Below are 20,367 nucleotides of genomic sequence, written 5' to 3'. Positions count from 1 at the left end.
CTTTTCATTAGTTACCCACTAATAAGTCGTATATGTATTACTACGCATGCCTGCGGGAAGATCACTCAGAAGATTTGTGAAGTGAATAATAAAAAAAGCCGCCGTCACCGGCAGCTCCTCAATCCTTATCATAGAACCGCTTCTTACGGCGGCTGCGTATTCCGTTCCACGCCTCCCTCAGCGTCAGGCCCAGGCTGACTGCGATCCCGGAGAAGGTGAGGAACAGCGCCAGGTACTCAAACGCAGAGTACTCCAGCATTTTGCTCCAATCGATGGGTGCCTTCAAGTCCTCAATGACCTGATTCATCCCGTAAATCCCGCTTATTACCGTAAATACAGTCAGGACCATCAGCAGCGTATCCCGGCGTTTGGCCTGGAATTTATCCTGATACTGGAACAGGTCATTCAAAGTCATCTTCACTTCATCGAACAGGGCGTCATTGCCGTAAACCTTGCGCAGCTGGAAGAAGATCTCCCGTCCCTGCGACTGAGAAATCAGCTCCAGAAAGTAGAATTTGGCCGAGAACTTATTAATCAGGAAGATCAGATTCTCGATCTCGTCATAATCGTGGTTGATGCGCAGCCGGGAATGCAGATTGGCCAGCTTCAGCAGCACGATTTTATGAAAAATACTCAGCAGCAGCCCGTAATAATACTCCCCGTACATCTGGTTAATCAACTGGGTGGCGATGTCGGATTCAGCCCGGCTCAGGCAGCAGAAGGTCTGCTCATTGGTCATATAATAGGTGTCCGGCCCCCAGCGGCTGTAGCAATGTTCAGAGGTATACTGTTCGATATATTCGGGATCGCTGGCACTGGTATAGGGTTTACCCTCCATATTCAGCCCATCCAGCTGGGCGGCACGGTAGCGCAGCTCGATACCGATCTCATCCGATTCTTCCCCGCGGTTGAAGCCATAGAAAGCCTGCACCAGCATCCGTTCATCCACGAAAAAAGGCAAAGTCTCGAAATACGCGCCATCGATCTCCGCAGGGTCAAGAAACGGCTCCAGCCCGGCAACCAGATTCTTGAATACGAAATCCTCCACCTGACCGAAAGACTTCTTATGACAATGGATATAAGTCTGTTTATCCTGATAAGACACATCCTCCAGCGTACGGAAGCGGTCAGCGAATTCCAGCGCAGTGCTGTAGGTGAGGTGCTCCTCCTCTATGGCTACTCGTACAGTCAGGAAGCCCAGCTCAAACGGGCACAGGAACACATCCGTGGACAGCACGCGGAAATTCACGGATTGAAACGGCATTTCAAGCTGGCACTGCAGATTGTTCACCCGGGAAAAGCGGCGGAAGGAATCAGCATCCTTCTCACGAGGAAAGAGAACATGAGCGGCAAACGGCAGGTAGCTGCGCTCCATTTTCTCATGAGACACGCAGTAGCCCTCCCCGTAATAAGCATGCTCAAGATCCTTGTTATCAAGAAAAAAACGCGTAAATCCGCCCTGCTGCAGACGCCCGATCAGCTCTTTGTCCTGCCCGGCCTTGATGGAGAAGGGGAAAATGAATTGCAATAATGCAGTATGCAGTGTGGGTTCGGGTCTCTCGGAGTGCAGCTCAGCCATATAGGGGTTCCGTCCTTATTCACAGGATATTAATCTCGTTGCTATATTACCCGATTTTCCAGGCGGCCACGCTAAGCAGGAATAATACGGCGGCAAAAGCGGCCAGAAGCCCCGATGTCTGGGCCACCTGCATATGGTCCATGGACCAGCCGGTCAGCAGCGGCAGCACCGCGCCGCCGATCCCGCCCGAGGCGATCATGATGCTTGGCGTGGATTCCTCCGCACCGGGCAGCAGCTTGCTTGCGAAGACCAGGGCGATGGAGAAGATGCCGGACATGAACAGCCCGAGCAGCAGAATGACGGTGAATGCGGCAATCCGGTGCTCTGCGAACGGGAAAATAACCAGCAGCAGCAGAGCGGCGAAGCAGCTGATGAGCACATAGATGCGGTAGGAAATCCGCTCGGCAACCACACCGGCGAATAGTCTGCCCGCCGACATAGCCAGCCAGAAGAAGGTAACTGTCAGCGCTGCCGCCGCTTCGCTCATGCCGAGCTTGGCGATGAAGATCGCCGGCATGAAATTGACCAGACTCATCTCGGTACCTACATAGAGAAAGAAGAAGACGATGAACAGGCCAAGCAATACCCACTGTTTACCCTTGTAAGGCAGACGTCCGGATTTGCCGGCGGCGGGTACTGTTGCGGTTGCTGTTGCGTCTGCGGGGGCCGCGGCAGCGGCAGGGCGTGACGGCCGCTCATCCAGCACACGCTGGAGCGGACCGAAGCTGCTCTTCGCCCAGAAGAGCAGTGAAACCAGAGAAAAGGCGGCAACGATCAGAAAAGCCAGCCTCCAGCTGCCGGCGGCAATCAGCGGACTTGCGGCCAGCGGCATGAGCAGCGCGCCTACACCGAACAGCACCTCCAGCCGGCTCATGGCAATTGCCGTCCCTTCGGTGATCGCGGCGATAATAATCGTGCCGATGACGGCTTCGATCATGCCGAAGCCGAAGCCTGCGGCAACCGCAATCACGTACATCCAGCCCCAGGGCGGGAGGAAGGCGTACGCCGTTTCGGCGCAGACCAGCAGCCCGGTGGCGATCAGGATGCCGCCGCGTTTGCCGAAGCGGCGGTTCAGCAGCGGCGAGACCAGCACACCGGCGAGGAAGCCGCCGAACTGGCTGAAGATCAGCTCGCCCCCGGCACTGTAGCTGCGGTCATAATGCTGGAGCAGCACAGGCAGAATAGAGCCCAGCACCACATGGGCAAGGCCGATGACGAAATAGGAGAGACAGCCGATCCAGATTAATTTTTTCAAGGGGAGAAGACTCCTTCTGGGTGAATTTATGAACATAGTCCGGGATTCATTATGAACCGAACGGGTACACTATAATAAGCACAGTTTTTATAATAAATCCAAACTGCGGATGTGAATATATAAACTTATATTCACATGAATTCGAAAGGAGCTTTCTCGTCAATGGATAACAAAGAGCTGGAGAAAACGATCATACAGGTGCTGGATGACAACAAGTTCGGGTCCTTCGGCACGATAGAAGCCGGCAACAAACCTAAGGTGCGTTATATGGCGGTATTTCATGACGGATTGAACATTTATCTGGCTACGAACCGCAAGACCCATAAGGTAGAGGAGCTTAAGGATAATCCGAATGCTTGTCTGCTGCTGGGTTACGAGCAGGGCGGCGGCAAGGATGTGCTGGAGATTGAGGCTACAGTAGCTGTCACCAAAGATGAGGGTTTGCGTTCGAAAGTATGGAACACTTCCTTGGAGCAATGGTTCAAGGGACCGGATGATCCCGATTATGTAATCCTGGAGCTCTCCCCGACACGGATTGAATATATGGGCAAAAATAAGGAACACGGAGTATGGCAGGGGGCTGCTGCGGTATCCAAGTAAGTAAGCAGCGGTACTGAAAGGACCCAGTCCATTATAATAATAGAGGTAATGTTTATGATCAGGCCTTTCCTGAGCCTTAGGGTTCGGGAAGGGCCTTGCCGCGTTGTGCAAATATAAGAAGTTACAGGTTTCACACGATAACTTATCCTTCTATTTCCCGCTGAAACGGTACCGTCCTTACAAAAGGACGGCAAAGGCGTTTCCACTTGTGCATGTCCGTAAATAATAGATGGAACATGGGGAATCATGCTATACTTGCCTCAGTATTTTGACATCCTGAGGCGGAGGCGATTGCCATGAATTGTGTTGACTGCGCTGACATAGACCCGATTGAAGATGAAGGGGAGCTGAAGCTGCGCCCCTATTCTGTTCCGCTTGCCGCTGCGGTAAGGAATGCAGGATATGAAGTATTCGGGACAAGCAGGACCTGTATCATTCCCTACCGCTGCAAAGAAGAGTTGCTGGAGCTGTTAGGACAGCTGGAGGTATTCGAGCAGCAGCAGCAGATCTCCTTGTCCTTATGCATTAAGGGCAGAGGAGCCCGCATTTCTCTGGAGCGCTGGCTGACTCTGGATCAGCTGAAGGTCCGCTTTTCCAGCGGGAATCTGGTTTCGATTATTATGAGCCATGATTTCTGCAGCCACATGCAGCCGATTGTGAATTTCTCCGAAGAGATTATTGGCTTTGAACTGCTGCTGCGGCCACTGCCGCAAGGGAATCATTTTCAGCCGTATGAGTTGTTTGAGATTGCCCGGCGTACAGGCTTCCATTCCTTTCTTGACCGCGCAGCCAGGATTTCAGCCATTGAGACAAGTACAAGAATGCTGCCGAAGGGCATCAAGCGGTTCATTAACTTCCTGCCCTCCTCTATTTATAATCCCAAGTATTGTCTCACGCATACGTTCGAGACGATTCAGCGGCTGGATCAGAATCCGGAGGATTATGTATTTGAAGTGGTGGAAACGGAAAAAATAAACGATATGCCGCATCTCCGCGCCATTTTTGCCGAATACCGCCAGCAGGGTATGCTGGTTGCGCTGGATGATGTCGGAGCGGGGTATTCGACTGTAGAAGTGATGTCCAGCCTGCAGCCCGATTATGTCAAAATCGACCGTGATTTGATCAGCTTCTGCGATCAGAATAAGGACAAGCAGAACGTTCTGCGGGATATTATCTCCCGGGCAGGGGATTTCGGTGCAAAGGTGCTCGCCGAGGGAATCGAGCGCCGGGAGGAGTTTCTCTTCTGCCGTGACCTCGGCATGGATCTGGGGCAGGGGTATCTCTTCGGGAAGCCGGAAGAGAAGCCGCCGGCACATTTCGGATTCAGTGCCTGAATCAGCAAGATCCATTCTCCCCGGAGCGCAGCCTTGAACACTGCCTGTTTCCGGGGATTTGTTATGTTATTTGAAGGAGAGAGGGGAGAAGCTCTGCATGGGTGTTACAGTACTATATGTAGAAGATGACCGTGAGATTGGCAACGCAGTATCTGCGGATCTGCGGGAACGGGAGTATGCTGTCCGCTGGCTGGAGAGCGGAGAAGGCGCACTGGAAGCAGCTGAGGGCTGCCAGCTGGTGATACTGGATGTGATGCTGCCGGGACTTGACGGGTTCACCGTCGGTCAACGGCTGAAGCGGGCCTATCCGGAGACGCCGATCCTGATGCTCTCTGCACGCACCTCCATTGACGATAAGCTACAAGGACTGGATTTCGCCGATGATTATCTGACCAAGCCGTTTCATCCCGATGAGCTGGCGGCCAGAATGGAGGTCCTGTTAAGAAGAAGCGGCACTGCTGCACCTGCTCCCATGATGCTTAAGCATCTGGTGGTCAGGCCGGGCAGCAGTGTGGTTATGGAAGCTGCGAGCGGGCGGGAGATTATGCTTACAGGCAAGCAGTTCCAGATCTTCTCTTACCTGCTGCGGCATCTTGGGCAGGTTCTGACCAAGGAGCAGATCTATGAAGCGGTCTGGGGAGAGAGTTATATTGAAGGCGACAAGACACTTATGGTACATATCCGTTATCTGCGCGAGAAGCTGGAGCTTGATCCGGCTGCGCCGGAGATTATTGAGACGGTCAGGGGTATCGGTTACCGGGTGAGAGGATGAAGAGGGCGGGGCGTTTCCAATCTCTGCGCCGTTCCCTGCTCTTCCGGTATCTGCTCATTCTTTTGGCCGCGTTGTTGTTTATCCCCGTTATCGTTCCATTGACTGTTATGCTGTACAGTATCTTTGGCGGACTCACCCATGAAGCGCCTCCCAAGGAGTATGCGCTGTATTCCAGTGTCGATAAGCTGGAGATCATGTGGCATGAGGAAGCGCGCAGGCTCCTTGACCAGCCGCCTAAGGGTATCACTCAGCGGCTCCGGACACTCAGTGAAACCTACCATCTGGCCAGAATATTCTGGGTAGATAACGAGGGCAGAACACAGCTGGTTACAGAGCCCTCGGGTCCTCAGCTGCTGCAGGATGGACAGGCGGCACGGGATATCCCTGCTTATTGGGACGCCGCCGAGGCAATATCCTTCATGAAGGACAGCATGGCGCTTAAACCACTGGCGATTGTTGCTTTTGTAGGGGATCAGGCTGAAGCCGGAGAAGGCTTCATGGTCATGCAGATTCCGGAAGAAATCAGGAATGGGAAATATGCCCCAGGGCTGGATAGGTGGTATTCGATTACGATGCTGGTATTCTTGATCGTCTTCGTCGTCAGCTCCTGGTTCTTCTTTATTATGATCCGCAGAAGACTGCTGCGGCTGCAGACCGCTATGGTTTTTACCGGACGTGAAGGTCTTCCTAAGGCGGTTATTCCGGGCAAGCCTGATGAAATCGGGCGGCTTGAAGAGGCATTCAATACGATGGTGACAGAGCTTGCCGCCAGCCGCTCCAGAGAGACGGAAGAAGAGGGCCTGCGTAAGCGCCTGGTTGCCGACCTGTCACATGATCTGCGGACTCCGCTCACCGTGATCCGCAGCCACCTGCATGTGCTGGGCAAGGAGGATTTATCGGCTCGCGGCCAGGAATCCCTTGAGCTGATGGATCAGCGGATCGAGAGTCTCGGAGGGCTGATTGACAATCTGCTGGCCTATAATCTGCTGAACAGCGGACGGATGACGCTCCAGCTGGAGCAGAAGGATGTGCTTAGACTGCTGCGTGAGAGCGCTGCGGCCTGGTACCCGCTCTGGGAGAAGGAGGGGTATCAGATTGAGATTGATCTGGAGGCAGCGCCGCTCTACTGGAATGTTGATGTCAGCTGGTTCCGCAGGGTGCTTGATAATCTGTTCCAGAATATACTGCGTCATGCGCGCAGCGGCCTATATGTAGGCATTTTTACAGAGATCCGCGGCGGTATCCGTGTCCTTGTAATCTCGGACCATGGCGGCGGCCTGGACGGGAGTACCGATTCCAAAGGGGCGGGCCTTGGCCTGTCCATTGTTGATCTGCTGCTGAAGCGGATGGAGCTGGAATGGAGTATGGAGAGTACGGGGCAGGGCACCGAGATTACAATCTGGAAGCGGCTGCCGGACCGGAAAATTTAAACAAAATTTAAACTTGCTGCTTCCGCGCTTTTAACCTTGGGACGTTATGCTGAATACCGAGGTGAAGAGAATGAAGGATACAGTAATAGAAACAAGAGCTCTGCTTAAGGAATACCGTGGCCGTGCGGCCGTGAAGGAACTGAATCTGAATATCAGACAAGGGGAAATCTATGGATTCCTCGGTCCGAACGGCGCCGGCAAAACAACAACGATCCGTATGCTGCTGGGTCTGATTAAGCCGACCTCCGGCAGTATCGAAATTTTTGGCCGGGAGCTGCGCCGGAACAAACTGCAAATCCTGCGCAAAGTAGGCTCTCTGGTGGAGTCCCCTTCCTATTACGGGCATCTGAGTGCCCTGGACAACCTGGAGGCAATCCGCCGGATTCTGGATGTGCCGAAGCCGCGCATTGCCGAGGTGCTGGATATTGTCTCGCTTACCGGGGAAGAGAAACGGCCGGTCAAAGGCTTCTCGCTGGGCATGAAGCAGCGGCTGGGCATTGCCGCTGCGCTGCTCGGCAGTCCGGAGCTGCTGATTCTGGATGAACCGACCAACGGGCTGGACCCGTCGGGCATTCAGGAAATCCGCTCACTGATTAAGCGGCTGCCGGAAGAGCAGGGAATTACGGTCCTGGTATCCAGCCATCTGCTGAGCGAAATCGAGCAAATGGCCGGAACCGTCGGCATTATCCGTGAGGGGCAGATGGTCTATCAGGATACGATTGCCCATCTGCAGGAGCAGGCGGCAGGCAATCTGAGCCTGGCGGTATCAGAGCCGGAGGCTGCCCTGGTGACTGCACTGCGGCGCGGGTGCGGCGGTGAGCTGCAGGAGGGAAGGCTGATCCTGCCCCGGATGAGTGATGCCAGAGTATCGCTCCTGGTCAAAGAGCTGGTCGAGGACGGCCATGCGGTCTACAGAGTGGAAGAGCACAGACAATCGCTGGAGGAATTCTTCCTGCAGGTGGTGGGGGGAGGGCAATCATGATGTGGCGTGCGCTGTCGGCGGACTGGCTCAAGATCCGCGGCAAAGGCTTATGGTTCCTGGTGTTCCTCGGACCGGTCGGCCTGATTGCCATGCAGGGAGTGAATTTCGGGCTCCGCTATGATTATCTGCGGGAACAATACCAGGCGGATTTGTGGGGAGGCCTGCTTCGCAATGTCTCCGATTTCGTACCGGTAGCCTTGTATCTCGGCGGGACACTGGTCTGCTCGCTGATTGCAAATATCGAGCATCAGACGAGTTCGTGGAAGCAGCTGCTGGCGTTGCCTGTCTCGCGTACGGCTGTGTTCATGTCCAAGCTGCTGATCTGCCTGATGCTGCTTGTGGTGTCTTGTCTCCTGCTGTCGGCAGGGACCGTCTTCCTGGGTCTGCTGCTCGGATTCAGTATGCAGCCCATTCCTTATACGGATGTCCTGCGGATAGGATTTGCTTCTTACGCAGCGGCTATGCCTGTCATTGTGCTGCAGCTGTGGCTGTCCTTGTCCAGCCGTAACCAGACGCTTCCTGTATCTCTGGGTATGACATTGTCGCTGCTCAGCCTGTTCTCGGTATTCCTCTCCGAGTGGATTCCGTTATCCTGGCCTTCCCTGGCCTGGAATGCTAAGCACCCTTGGTTATTCAGCGGAGCAGGCCTGCTCCTTGGAGTCATAGTGCTGCTGCCGGGAGCCCTGCATTTCGCCCGAAAGGATGTGGCCTGAAGATGAGACCATTCTTGCGGATTATGTCTGCGGAGCGGCTGAAGATGTCGGGGTCCTGGGTCTGGCTGCTGGTGCTGATCAGCCCGCTGATCGCTTTGGCCGTCGGGGCTGTCGCAGACCGGCAGCCGGACGGGGTATTCACCTGGCAGGTGTTGCTCAGTGCCATGTCGGTTATTCACGCCATGTTATTCCTTCCGGTGCTCTCGGGCATCTTTGCGGCTCTGATCTGCCGTAATGAGCATAGTGACGGCGGCTGGAAGCTGCTGCTTGCCTTGCCGGTTAGACGGACCTCGGTATACCTGGCCAAATATACAATGGTTATGGCGCTCCTGGCTGCTGTGCAGCTGTTGTTTCTTGCAGCTCTGCTAGGGATGGGATTGTACCGCGGTGCAGAAGGAGCGATTCCCTGGGAACTGTTGCTGACCAGCCTGTTCGGCGGCTGGTTCGCCTGCCTGCCGCTGGCTGCGCTGCAGCTGGCCGTATCCCAGGGCTGGAGCAGCTTTGGCGCTCCGCTTGCACTGAATGTCTGCTTCACCATCCCCAATATCCTGATCGCGAACTCAGCAACATACGGGCCGTATTATCCATGGGTGCAGCCGATGCTTGCCATGTCGCCTTTCGGGGAGGACCGGTTCGGCGCGTTCAACCTGCCTGTGGAGAGCCTGATGATTGTAGTGTCCGGGAGCCTGGCGTTATTCCTGGGAGCGGGTTTGTTCTTCTTTTGGCGTAAAGCGGTATAAAGCCCGGGTTATTGCGGAGTAGGATATAATATTTGTGCGTGTGAGTATGCTGATATTTCTAACTTATAGTTTGCTTTGCTTATACCAGTTATGTGCTGTCTCTCCTGTTCTACATTTCTCTCCATGGACATTGACCGCAGTTTTTTCTATAATTAATCGTAGAAGTAACTATTAACGCCCGGTGTAGCCGGATAAGCATATGGAGGAGGGCGAGAGCATGGAGCCAGCGGCACTTGAAGAATGCGACAACACATGCAATGGTTCCGAGCTGGAACCGGAATCTATGGCATTGATCCTGCCTGACCGCGGGACTACAGACAAGATGGCGGAGATGTTCAAGGCACTCGGCGATCCGACCAGAGTACGGCTCATTTACGCTTTATCCCAACAAGAGTTATGTGTGCATGACTTGTCGTCGATCCTGGATATGGGACAGTCCGCTGTTTCCCACCAGCTCCGTTACTTGCGCAATTTGCGGATTGTGAAACGCCGCAAGGAAGGCAAGACTGTATTTTACTCGCTGAATGATGCACATGTGGAGCAGATCTTCCTGCAGACCCATGAGCATATCCGGCATGAATAGATGACCCTGAACATGAACAAGGGAATGTCCCGGCAGCTGTGATATGCTGCTCGGTGACATTCCCTTCTTGTATTACGGGGTGAATGAATGAACTGCTTCGAGCTAAATCCTGTATGAAATACAACATTCCGCTCAGTAAAACGGCGCTAATTGAAAATTGTTGTACATAATGCAGGATTCTTCCTCTTCCAGGCGGATTAGCGGGAATATTCTTGCATTTCATACAACATTAGTCCCCTACACCCTGGTATCTATGAACCCAAGTTGCAATACGTACAACAATTATGCCCTGTCCGGCAAAAGCCTCGCAATTACACAGGAAGCTCCCTATGCTTCAAGGAAGTATTCTCAATCTGCAGGGTAGTGTGGTGAATGCCGAATTTGTCTTCCACAACCTTAAGTGCCTGCTGCAGCACCTGCTGGTGGTCAGTATGATCCCCGATCAGCAGATGGCCGCTGAGTGCATCCAATCCGGAGGTAATCGTCCAGATATGCAGGTCATGCACATCAAGGACCCCTTCGATTCCCAGCAATGTTTCCTGCACATCACGTATATTCACCGTGAGCGGAGTACCTTCCATAAGAATATGAAAGGCCTGTCTGATAACGCCCCAGGCGCTGCGCAGGATGAGAAGGGCAACCAGCACGCTGATGATAGGATCTGCGACGTACCAGGAGAACAGATTCATGATAAGGCCGGCAATCAGGGCGCCGACGGAGCCGAGGGCATCGCCCATAATATGCAGATAAGCGCTCCGGATATTGATGTTGTCTTTAGCTTCGCTCTTGCGCATCAGCGACCAGGCGCTGATGAGATTGGCCAGCAGTCCGACAGCGGCAATCACCATCATGGTTCCGCTGGCAACAGCCGGAGGCGAGAAGAAGCGCTGGTACGCCTCCCACATAATAAAGCCGGCGATAACAAACAGTGTCACCCCGTTGAACAAGGCTGCCATAATCTCAAACCGGAAGAACCCGTAGGAGTTCTTCGATGACGGCGGCTTCGCGGCAATAATCATCGCAACCAGACTCAGTGCCAGCGAGGCGGTATCGCTAAGCATATGCCCGGAGTCAGATAACAGGGCCAGACTGCCGGTGACAAGGCCGCCGAAGAATTCGAGAAACATAATGCCGCCGGTGATAATTAAGGCGATCAGCAGACCTTTCTTATTATCCGGTGCATGAGAATGAGAGTGTGAGTGTGAGTGTGAGTGTGAGTGTGAGTGTGAGTGGGAATGATCCGCAGCCTTGTGCCCGTTGTGCGGGTCTTTGCCGTTCCAATGCTCGCTGTGCTGATGCCCGTTGTGCAGGTCTCCGCCGTTCTCATGCTCACTGTGCTGATGCCCGCTGTGCAGGTCTCTGCCGTTCCCGTGCTCGCTGTGCTGGTGCTGCTCTGATTGATTTGAGTAGTCTGAGTGGGTTGAATGGCCCGAATGCCCCGAATGCCCCGAATCCTTACCATCAGGTGCCCCATTCTGCGTTGTCGTGCCGGAATTTTTAGAATGATTCATGGGTAAAACCTCTTTTCAGTTAACATATGAATGATTGCTCATATGTTAATATTATGACGTCTGAAGGTAATTTACAAGGGTTTGCAGCAAGTTTATTTTCGTTTCAGAGCTAGTTGTCGCAATAAATCCCTATCGCTTCAATTACAGGTATGCCGCATCTTCTCCAATTCAAGCTATATAAGTTTTATTTAACGTTGTTTGAATTGTTATTTTTCATGAAAAAGCCAAAAACTATGCGCGAGGTGCATTGACACTGTAAGTTTCAGGGGAATATAATATGTGTAAGTTAACATATGAACAAATACTCATATATAGGTTTTACCAAGGGAGATGAGTCATTTGAATACGGTACAAGGTAATGTGAAGCGTAAATGGGTACTCGAGGGTCTGGACTGCGCGAATTGCGCCATGAAGATTGAGAATAAGGTCAAGAAGATCGAAGGGGTATCTTCCTGTTCCGTGAACTTTGCGATGAAGACCATGACGCTGGAGACCGCTGCTTCTGCTGCAGAAGAAGTAGCTGAACAGGCGCAGCATACTGTCACTGCACTTGAACCGCATGTGAAGCTGCGTGAAGTCACCGCTTCGCGGGCGGTCAAGAAGCCGCTGGCTGCTGGCAGCCCAGGCCAGGTACGCCGCGTAGCTACTCAGGGTCAAGAGCATGACCATCCGGGCGGAGAGCCGCATAGTCATGCCCAGGATGACATACACGGTCATGCCCATGCGGCTGCGGAGCATACCCATAGTCATCCCTCTGCCGCTGAGCACGGTCATGACCACAGTCACGGCCACAGCCATGAGCACGGGGAAGGCGGTACGCGCAGAATCCTGCTGCGTTTGGCCGGTGGAGCCGTTCTGGCTGCTGCCGGGATGTTCCTCCCGGTCAGTGGAATCGCGGAACTGTTAATCTTCCTGGCAGCGTATCTTATCGTGGGCGGTGAGGTAGTCTGGTCTGCCGCGCGGAATATTATCCGCGGCCAGGTGTTTGATGAGAATTTCCTGATGGCGCTGGCGACCATCGGGGCTTTTGCCATCGGAGAGTATCCGGAAGGCGTTGCGGTTATGCTCTTCTATCAGGTAGGTGAGCTGTTCCAGGGGATGGCGGTGAACCGTTCACGCCGTTCGATTACAGCGCTGATGGATATCCGGCCGGAATTTGCCTACTTGAAGGAAGGCGGTAATCTGCGCAAGGTCTCGCCGGAAGAGGTAGCAGTTGGAGACAGCATCGTGGTTAAGCCGGGCGAGAAGGTACCGCTGGATGGCATCATTCTGGAAGGCAGCGCGATGATGGATACCTCGGCGCTGACCGGTGAATCCGTACCCCGGTCAACCCAGCCGGGCAGCCAGGTGCTGAGCGGATTCATTAACCGCAATGGTGTGGTTACCATTGAGGTGACCAAGGATTTCGGCGAATCGGCAGTCTCGCAGATTCTGGAGCTGGTGCAGAATGCGACCAATAATAAAGCGAAGACAGAGAACTTCATCACGAAATTCGCCCGTGCCTATACGCCGGTAGTAGTGATAACAGCCCTGCTGCTGGCGGTGGTTCCGCCGCTGGTACTCAGCGGAGCCACGTTCTCGGACTGGATATACCGTGCGCTCGTCTTTCTTGTTATTTCTTGTCCATGTGCGCTTGTGGTATCGATCCCGCTCGGATTCTTCGGCGGTATCGGGGCTGCTTCGCGGAACGGGATTCTGGTCAAGGGCAGCAATTTCCTGGAAGCATTAAATGATGTGAAGGTTGTTGTATTTGATAAGACGGGAACCTTGACCAAAGGGCAATTCAGCGTGACCGGGAATTATCCGGCGGAAGGATTCACCCCGCAGGAATTGCTGCGGATTGCCGCTTATGCCGAGAGCCATTCCAGTCATCCGATTGCCGAATCGATCCGCTCTGCTTACGGGGAGGTAATCCCTGGAGAAGCCATCACGGACTATAATGAAATTTCCGGCCACGGCATTGCTGTCACAGTCGAAGGCAAGGCAGTGCTCGCCGGGAATGCAAGGCTGATGGAACGGGAGGGGATTGCAAGCCCTATCCCGCAGCAGAGCGGCACAGTGGTTCATATTGCTGTCGATAAGCAGTATGCAGGTTATATCGTTATTGCGGATGAAGTGAAAGAGGATGCACAGCGGGCCATCCAGGAGCTGAGCGCGCTGGGAATCCGCAAGACCGTCATGCTGACCGGCGATGCTGCATCTGTAGCCGAGTCCGTCGGCAGACAGCTGGGCATTCAGGAGATTCATGCGGAGCTGCTGCCCGGAGATAAGGTCGAAGCGATTGAACGGCTGGAGCGGGAGAAGGGACCGAAGGAGAAGATTATTTTTGTCGGAGACGGAATTAATGATACTCCGGTGCTGGCTAGAGCCGATGTCGGGATCGCCATGGGCGGACTTGGCTCCGATGCGGCCATTGAAGCGGCAGACATTGTAATAATGACGGATGAACCCTCGAAGATTGCCGCCGCTATCGGCATTGCCAAGCGCACGCGGACCATTGTGTGGCAGAATATTATTTTTGCGCTGGGGGTCAAGGCCGTCTTCCTGCTGCTGGGAGCGTTCGGAATTGCCACCATGTGGGAGGCCGTATTCTCCGATGTCGGGGTAACCGTGCTTGCCGTGCTCAACAGTATGCGTGCATTGCAGCCTCCGAAATCAGGATAATGCTCAGCTGCCATATTTATAAATTCACTACTATTGCCGGATTCTGATTTATAAATTACGAAATAATTATGAAAAAATAAGTCATCATGATCCTAAATTTTGGGTCCTGAGGCTTATTTTTTATTGGATGTATAATGTTTTTTGTCTATTTATGCCGATATATCATTATATATTTACAGCATATGGAAGATTACAACGGTTTTCTGGGGGGACATTCGGTGAAGAAGGCAGGCTTGTGGTCAAAAATGAAAATGAATGCAAACAATGGAAAAACAGGTTCTCTGCAGAAAAAGTGGTCGTTGGTCATTTTAGCAGTGGCCATTGTACCTCTGCTGGGAGCAACCCTCTTTTTCATGCAATACTTTGGGGGCGTGACCCGGGCGGACAGTGAGGAGCTGGCTGAGAGTATCCTGGAGATGAATACTACACGAATCGATGAATGGATAAACTCCAAAACATCTGCGGTACAGGAACTGATGGCCATGCATCCTGAATTCGACACTGCACAGCCGGCCACTATATTCCCGGTAGTCAAGGTGCTGGAAGACAGCGACAGACAGTCCGAAGGCTACAGTGTCATTAATAAGGAAGGGATATTGTCGAATTCCCTTAATCTTACCGCCGATGTCAGCGGAGAGGCGTATTTCCAGGAAGCCAAGACGAGCCATGCACCGGCTGTAGCCGATATGTCTTTTTTGGAGCAGCTGAATAAAAATATCATTCCGGTCTTCGTTCCGGCAGTGGACAAAGACAATCAATTCGCCGGAGGCATCGCCTTCTCGGTAACACCTGATATTTTGACGGAGATGAGCAAGAACATCCATGTAGCCGAAACCGGTTATGGATATGTGATTTCAGGACAAGGTAATTATTATACCTCTTCGGATCCGGACCGGATCGGGAAGAACATTGCGGACTATGCCGGAACGCCGGAAATGAAGGAAGCCTACAAAAATATACTGGCAAACGACAAGGGTTCGGAGACCTACAAGGGCGAAGACGGGAAGCAGGTCATCACCTATTTCCGTACGATCCCCAGCACAGACTGGAAGCTGCTGATCAGCGTTCCAAAGAGTGAGATTACAGCCAAAGTAACTTCGGCCCAGACCATCTCCCTGATATTCGTTGTTATAGTTATGCTCGTTGTTATCGGTATTTCCCTGTATCTTACCCGCTTGATTGTGAAGCCGATAGTAGCGATCTCCGGTGTAATGAGACGGGTGGCAGAGGGTCATCTGAGTGAACGGGTAGCAGTGCGTTCGGGAGATGAGATTGGCCAGATGAGCCAGAGCATCAATGATATGATCGCAAGCCTGGCCGGAATTGTCGGCAAAATCGATGCTACAGTCGCCCAAGTGGCTGTCTCTGGAGAAGGTGTGCTGAAGTATGCCAATCAGACCTCCAATACTTCGGCGGAGATCGAGACCGTGGTCCAGGAAGTAGCAAGGGGCATGGAGGAGCAATTCAGAGGTTCGGAGCAGGCGGCAAGAGCCACAGAAGAGATGGCTATCGGACTGCAGAGAATTGCCGAATCCTCGGTCAGTGTATCAGATCAGGCGGAAACGGTCAGTACCGAGGTAGAGAACGGTTATCTGGAGATCCAGGCTACACTTGAGCAGATGACAGTAATCAGCACTACTGCGGGGAAGACTTCAGAGCTGATCAACAACCTGACCGGTCAATCAGAGCAGATTGGACAGATCGTGGATGTGATCTCGGAAATCTCCAATCAGACGGGGTTATTATCGCTTAATGCTTCTATTGAAGCTGCCAGAGCAGGCGAGCACGGGCGCGGCTTCGGAGTTGTAGCGAACGAAGTGAAGAAGCTGGCTGAGCGCACGGGCGGAGCCATCGTGAACATTGTTGAACTGATCCGCCAGATTCAAGAATCCACCAAGAATGCTGCGGTCTCTATGGAGAAGAGCGTAGTTGAAATCGGTGACGGTATGGGGAAAATGAAAAATGTGGGCGAATCGTTCAACCATATCCGTTCTTCCATCCGCGAGGTTTCCTTGCAGATTCAGGATGTATCTGCCATCAACGAGCAAATGTCGGCCGGGACGGAAGAGATTACGGCTTCCATCTCTGATATGCTGATCATTGCAAGGGATTCTGCGGAAAGTGCCGAGATGGTTGCAGAGGCTTCAACTGAACAGCGGAATCTGATGGGTAAGGTTGTAACCTCGGCTGAATCTCTAAATGGGCTGATGTCCGAATTGCGGAGCGAGATTGAGAAGTTCCATTAAGGGCTGGTTGCAATAAAAAAACACCCCTCTGCCGCACGGGTTACCGTGTGTGAAGCAGAGGGGTGTTTGCTGTTTAATGAATCAATCCGCAGACGCAAGGTCAGGCTTACAGCTTTTCTTCCAGCTGCAGACTCTCAATTCCGCCGCGGATAATGCTGCATGAGGCTGCGAATTTCGCCATTTCAGCATCGCTGAGGTTCAGCTCCAGCAGTTCCTGGATACCGCCGCTGCCAATAATGGCCGGTACACCTGCGCAGACGCCGCTTTGCCCGTACTCGCCGTCCAGAATCGCCGAAACGGCGATGATTTTGTGCTCATCATTCAGAATGGAGCGCGTGATGTAGGCCAGTGCACTGCCGATCCCGAAATGCGTGGAGCCTTTGCGGGTGAAGATCTCCCAGCCGGCATCCTTCGTCTTTCGGGCGATATCCTCAAGGTCCAGGCTGCTGAAACGCTCGCGGTGCTGTTCCATGATCTGCAGAAGCGGCTTGCCGCCGATCGTTACATGAGACCAGGCCACGAACTGGGATTCCCCGTGCTCGCCGAGTGCGTATCCGTTGACGCTGCGCGGATCGATGGTGAATACCTCGGACAGCAGCGTCTTCAGGCGGGAAGAATCAATCGAGGTACCGGTGCCGATGATCCGGTGCCGCGGCAGGCCGGATATTTTCCATACCATATAGGTGACAATATCAACGGGGTTCGCGGCTACGACAAAGATACCGTCGAAACCTCCAGCCATAATTTCGGTAACAATCTCCCTGGTAATAACAGCGGCGGCATCCAGCACATCCAGCCGGGTCTGCCCTGGTTTGGGATTGGCGCCTGCCGTCAGAATGACGACATCCATCCCGGCGCAATCGCTGGAGGTGCCTGCGTACACCTTAGTACGTGTTCCGGTGAAATCCATGCAGTGCGAGAGGTCAAGCGCTTGTGCCATGGCACGGTCGTAGGTGCGGTCGATCATCATGATCTCATCGCAGATGGCCTGATTAACCATGGAGTAGGCGCAGCTGGAACCTACCATACCAGAGCCGACGATTGCCACTTTTCTCGATTTACTTTTCAATTGCCTTGTCCCCACTCTCTAGAAGTATGCTTTTATTCTAACTGATCTTATTGGAAGTTACCTGACATGAAGTTGAAAAAGTCATGCGTCGCCTGCCCGTTTTTCGACACAATTGACATCGGAGGTTAGAAATATGGCGGTCCAGCCTTATACTGCTTCACTGCTATAATTATTATGTGATCCGGGCTGTTAAGAACCATGCAGAAAGCCCGGCGCCTATTAAATATGAAAGGGGATGTCCCAAGCAGTCATGATCATGGCTGTTTGAGACACCCCCTGTTTGTGAATATAAGGATGTGTGTCATTCCACGAATCATCCTTATACTTCCCGCTGAAACGTGGCCGCTCTTTGAACAAGACGGCAAAGCCGTTTCCACCCTGCTGTCCAGGATGTATGTATCCTGCTTACCCTCTGGTCTGTGGTATTTGGGCCTCTGCAGGCAGCATCCGGGTGTAGTGCTTATACATGAACACTCTCCAGTGGAGAATCATGCCAAAGGCCAGAATAAAGAATAATCCGCCGGATTGCGGGACGGATACATATTGATTGATAAACTCATGGAGAAGGGTGCGGATCAGCAGCAGTCCAAGCAGAATGAAGGCGAAGCTCTTGGAGCGCTGGGCATAAATCTGTCCTTCCCGTTCCTCGAACCGGGTGCTGCGCATTAGCGGATAGGCGAAGATAAACCAGCCGACCAGGAAAGCTGCAACAGCCCACCACCAGGGAAATCTGACTTCCGGGACTACAAACATGGCGAATCCGGTGGACATGCCAAGCGGCGGAATCCATATTTTGCGGACGGTTACCGGACGGGCACTAGCCTTCAGGCGGATAAAAATAACCATCAGCGCCATGAACACGGCTCCCAGCGTGGAGCCCACATGCAGAAGTGAGGGGTTGATATTGCCCATGATTCACTTTCCTCTCTGTGATTTGGGTCACTTATTTCTTCATTATAGCAGAAAAAAGATCCAATTCAGAATGGATCACCGGCCGTGGTGAAGGCGGCCCCTGGATGGCCCACACAGCAAACCCGCCAGGGTTAACCCTGGCGGGTTTGCTTGATAAGTGTATTTCAGCAGCTTCAGCTATGAATGCTGCCATAGGGCTTAAGAACGGCTACGTCCGCCAACCGAACGCAGGATCAGGCTGACGATGAAGATCAGAACTACGGCACCAATCAATGAAGGGAAGACATAGTAGTCGCTGATCTTAGGTCCCCAGCTTCCCAGCAGCATGCCGCCGAGCCATGAACCCAGAATACCGGCGATAATGTTGCCGATAATGCCACCCGGAATATCTCTGCCCATAATCAGGCCAGCCAGCCAACCAATCACGCCACCAACAATCAACATCCATAATAAACTCATTATTCTTCAGCTCCTTTGTGTTTGTTATCTTCGATGGTTACTATTAACCTTCTGCAAGACGTTTAAACCAAGTGTCAAATATTGCTTGCACACTTAGAATTAGTATTCTATTGTATCCATATTTATGCTGTTTAAGCCTGGTAATGTCTTGGGTACATAAACATGTTATAGTAAATTTTGCGGAGATCAGCTGAGTGAAAACACCGCTATGCAGGTTATATATTTGTACACTATACAATAAAGGAGCCGTTGCCATGCACCAGCCTAATGAAGTGTTGTTCTATATCGGAACCTATAGTAGTGAGAAGGAAGAAGCCATCCTGTTGGGGGCGCTGGATAAGGAAACGGGCGAAATGAGAATTATGGGCGGCACCCGCGGAATTGAGAATCCCTCCTATCTGGCTGTAAATGCAGCGGGAACCGTATTATATGCGGTAAGTGAACAGGATGAAGGCCAGGTGCACGCCTACGCCATTGAATCCGGCAGCAAAGCGCTGCGCCCGCTGGGCAGCAGAGCTACCGGAGGCGGTGCGCCGTGTTATGTTTCCGTGGCTCCGCAAGGAGATTACATATTCGTATCTAATTATACGGGAGGAAATGTGAATGTATTCCCGCTGAACAGTGACGGCTCGCTGCAGGACATGTCCTCCCAGGTTAAGCATGAAGGTTCAGGAATCCGTGCAGACCGTCAGGATGCGCCTCATCCGCATTCCGTTATTCCCGATAAAACCGGGGATCATGTGCTGGTCTGCGATCTCGGACTGGATCAGATTGTGTTCTACCGCGTGGAGGAGGGCAAGCTGGTCACCCACCGCGAAGTGGATCTGCCGCCGGGCTCGGGGCCGCGTCATCTGGCTGTACATCCTTCACGGCAATGGATCTATCTGGTGAATGAATTGAATAATATGGTTACCGTATTTGCGGATGACGAGCAGCAGGGCAACCTCAAGATCCTGCAGAATGTCAGCTCGCTTCCTGAGCATTACACGGCCGGAAGTGATGATACAGCGGCGGATATTCACGTCTCCCCATGCGGAAGATACCTGTACGTATCGAACCGGGGACATGACAGCATCGCCCTGTTCCATATTGATAATGCGACAGGTCTGCTGGAAGCGGAGGATTGGGTCATCTCCGGCGGCCGGACACCGCGGAATTTCGCCATTATCAGCGGCATGCTGCTCGCTGCTAACCAGAACAGCGGCAATATCGTATCCTTCAGGATCGACAGTGAGAGCGGCCGGCTGATTCCTACAGGTAATGAACTGGAGATTCCGTCTCCGGTCTGTGTAGTGGCTGTTTGATAGAGCGGATTACGCCGCCATCTGTGGATCTAAGTTGTAATTCATACAACATTTAAGCCAATGGACTTATCTATAGAAAGTGGGCTTAAGAATAAGAATAAGGATTTGCCTTTTCCGGGTTCACGCCAAAAGAACGTCCCTCTGCCCGCTGGCAGTCTGGGACGTTCTTCGTTTGGGCTCATTATATACCCTTGTGGCACAAGTCACACGGAAC

Annotated in this window: 18 protein-coding genes; 12 read left to right on the top strand and 6 right to left on the bottom strand. The window is 52.8% G+C overall.

The window, feature by feature from the left end:
- Positions 1 to 118: 118 nt before the first annotated feature.
- Entirely contained in the window at positions 119 to 1,579 is a 1,461-nt protein-coding gene (locus NYE33_RS01935) for a hypothetical protein (RefSeq protein ID WP_042133059.1), read from the bottom strand.
- 46 nt (positions 1,580 to 1,625) lie between these two features.
- Positions 1,626 to 2,834, bottom strand: a complete 1,209-nt coding sequence (locus NYE33_RS01930) for an MFS transporter (protein ID WP_042133060.1) — start codon at positions 2,832 to 2,834, stop codon at positions 1,626 to 1,628.
- A gap of 135 nt (positions 2,835 to 2,969) precedes the next feature.
- Between NYE33_RS01930 and NYE33_RS01925 the strand changes: the two genes are divergently transcribed.
- The 8 genes from NYE33_RS01925 (at position 2,970) to NYE33_RS01890 (ending at position 9,988) form a co-directional block, all read left to right on the top strand.
- Positions 2,970 to 3,434: a pyridoxamine 5'-phosphate oxidase family protein gene (locus tag NYE33_RS01925; RefSeq protein ID WP_341064571.1), complete on the top strand. Its 465-nt coding sequence runs from the start codon at positions 2,970 to 2,972 to the stop codon at positions 3,432 to 3,434.
- A gap of 296 nt (positions 3,435 to 3,730) precedes the next feature.
- Positions 3,731 to 4,768, top strand: coding sequence for an EAL domain-containing protein (locus tag NYE33_RS01920; RefSeq protein WP_042133064.1), 1,038 nt, complete (start codon positions 3,731 to 3,733; stop codon positions 4,766 to 4,768).
- 97 nt (positions 4,769 to 4,865) lie between these two features.
- Positions 4,866 to 5,540: a response regulator transcription factor gene (locus tag NYE33_RS01915; RefSeq protein ID WP_042133066.1), complete on the top strand. Its 675-nt coding sequence runs from the start codon at positions 4,866 to 4,868 to the stop codon at positions 5,538 to 5,540.
- Positions 5,537 to 6,970, top strand: coding sequence for a sensor histidine kinase (locus NYE33_RS01910; RefSeq protein WP_042133068.1), 1,434 nt, complete (start codon positions 5,537 to 5,539; stop codon positions 6,968 to 6,970). The genes NYE33_RS01915 and NYE33_RS01910 overlap by 4 nt, the downstream gene beginning before the upstream one ends.
- Before the next feature lie 70 nt (positions 6,971 to 7,040).
- Positions 7,041 to 7,952 (top strand): ABC transporter ATP-binding protein, encoded by a 912-nt coding sequence (locus NYE33_RS01905; protein ID WP_042133070.1) that lies wholly within the window; start codon positions 7,041 to 7,043, stop codon positions 7,950 to 7,952.
- A complete protein-coding gene (locus tag NYE33_RS01900; protein ID WP_042133072.1) occupies positions 7,949 to 8,665 on the top strand; it encodes an ABC transporter permease in 717 nt (238 codons plus the stop codon). The genes NYE33_RS01905 and NYE33_RS01900 overlap by 4 nt, the downstream gene beginning before the upstream one ends.
- 2 nt (positions 8,666 to 8,667) lie before the next feature.
- Entirely contained in the window at positions 8,668 to 9,405 is a 738-nt protein-coding gene (locus NYE33_RS01895) for an ABC transporter permease (RefSeq protein WP_042133074.1), read from the top strand.
- A 217-nt stretch (positions 9,406 to 9,622) separates the two neighbouring features.
- Positions 9,623 to 9,988, top strand: coding sequence for an ArsR/SmtB family transcription factor (locus NYE33_RS01890; protein ID WP_039299548.1), 366 nt, complete (start codon positions 9,623 to 9,625; stop codon positions 9,986 to 9,988).
- 311 nt (positions 9,989 to 10,299) lie between these two features.
- Here the strand turns inward: NYE33_RS01890 and NYE33_RS01885 are convergent, their stop codons facing one another.
- Positions 10,300 to 11,298 carry a cation diffusion facilitator family transporter gene (locus NYE33_RS01885; RefSeq protein ID WP_341068568.1) on the bottom strand — a complete coding sequence of 333 codons (999 nt, stop codon included), beginning with the start codon at positions 11,296 to 11,298 and terminating at the stop codon, positions 10,300 to 10,302.
- Between NYE33_RS01885 and NYE33_RS01880 the strand changes: the two genes are divergently transcribed.
- The 3 genes from NYE33_RS01880 to NYE33_RS01870 all read left to right on the top strand — a co-directional run bounded on the left by NYE33_RS01880 (position 11,224) and on the right by NYE33_RS01870 (position 16,409).
- Complete coding sequence (locus NYE33_RS01880; protein WP_341068760.1) at positions 11,224 to 11,385, top strand: hypothetical protein; 162 nt, start codon at positions 11,224 to 11,226, stop codon at positions 11,383 to 11,385. The genes NYE33_RS01885 and NYE33_RS01880 overlap by 75 nt on opposite strands.
- Before the next feature lie 453 nt (positions 11,386 to 11,838).
- Positions 11,839 to 14,163: a heavy metal translocating P-type ATPase gene (locus tag NYE33_RS01875; RefSeq protein ID WP_076243555.1), complete on the top strand. Its 2,325-nt coding sequence runs from the start codon at positions 11,839 to 11,841 to the stop codon at positions 14,161 to 14,163.
- A gap of 251 nt (positions 14,164 to 14,414) precedes the next feature.
- On the top strand, positions 14,415 to 16,409 hold the full coding sequence (locus NYE33_RS01870) for a methyl-accepting chemotaxis protein (protein ID WP_341064566.1): 1,995 nt from the start codon (positions 14,415 to 14,417) through the stop codon (positions 16,407 to 16,409).
- A 106-nt stretch (positions 16,410 to 16,515) separates the two neighbouring features.
- Here the strand turns inward: NYE33_RS01870 and NYE33_RS01865 are convergent, their stop codons facing one another.
- From NYE33_RS01865 to NYE33_RS01855, 3 genes are all read right to left on the bottom strand, one after another.
- The gene (locus NYE33_RS01865) at positions 16,516 to 17,478 is read right to left on the bottom strand and encodes an L-lactate dehydrogenase (protein ID WP_341064564.1); all 963 of its coding nucleotides are present in this window, start codon (positions 17,476 to 17,478) and stop codon (positions 16,516 to 16,518) included.
- Between the two features lie 405 nt (positions 17,479 to 17,883).
- Positions 17,884 to 18,390: a CcdC family protein gene (locus NYE33_RS01860; RefSeq protein WP_042133080.1), complete on the bottom strand. Its 507-nt coding sequence runs from the start codon at positions 18,388 to 18,390 to the stop codon at positions 17,884 to 17,886.
- A 198-nt stretch (positions 18,391 to 18,588) separates the two neighbouring features.
- The gene (locus NYE33_RS01855; protein ID WP_036732764.1) at positions 18,589 to 18,849 is read right to left on the bottom strand and encodes a GlsB/YeaQ/YmgE family stress response membrane protein; all 261 of its coding nucleotides are present in this window, start codon (positions 18,847 to 18,849) and stop codon (positions 18,589 to 18,591) included.
- A gap of 254 nt (positions 18,850 to 19,103) precedes the next feature.
- Here NYE33_RS01855 and NYE33_RS01850 point away from each other — a divergent pair, with 254 nt between their 5' ends.
- Positions 19,104 to 20,153 (top strand): lactonase family protein, encoded by a 1,050-nt coding sequence (locus NYE33_RS01850; protein WP_341064562.1) that lies wholly within the window; start codon positions 19,104 to 19,106, stop codon positions 20,151 to 20,153.
- The last annotated feature ends 214 nt before the right edge of the window (positions 20,154 to 20,367 follow it).

Source organism: Paenibacillus sp. FSL R10-2199 (genome assembly GCF_038000235.1).
Taxonomy (GTDB): domain Bacteria; phylum Bacillota; class Bacilli; order Paenibacillales; family Paenibacillaceae; genus Paenibacillus_AQ; species Paenibacillus_AQ phytohabitans.
Note: the sequence above shows the minus strand (reverse complement) of the source record. Positions and strands in the feature narration are given on the sequence as shown.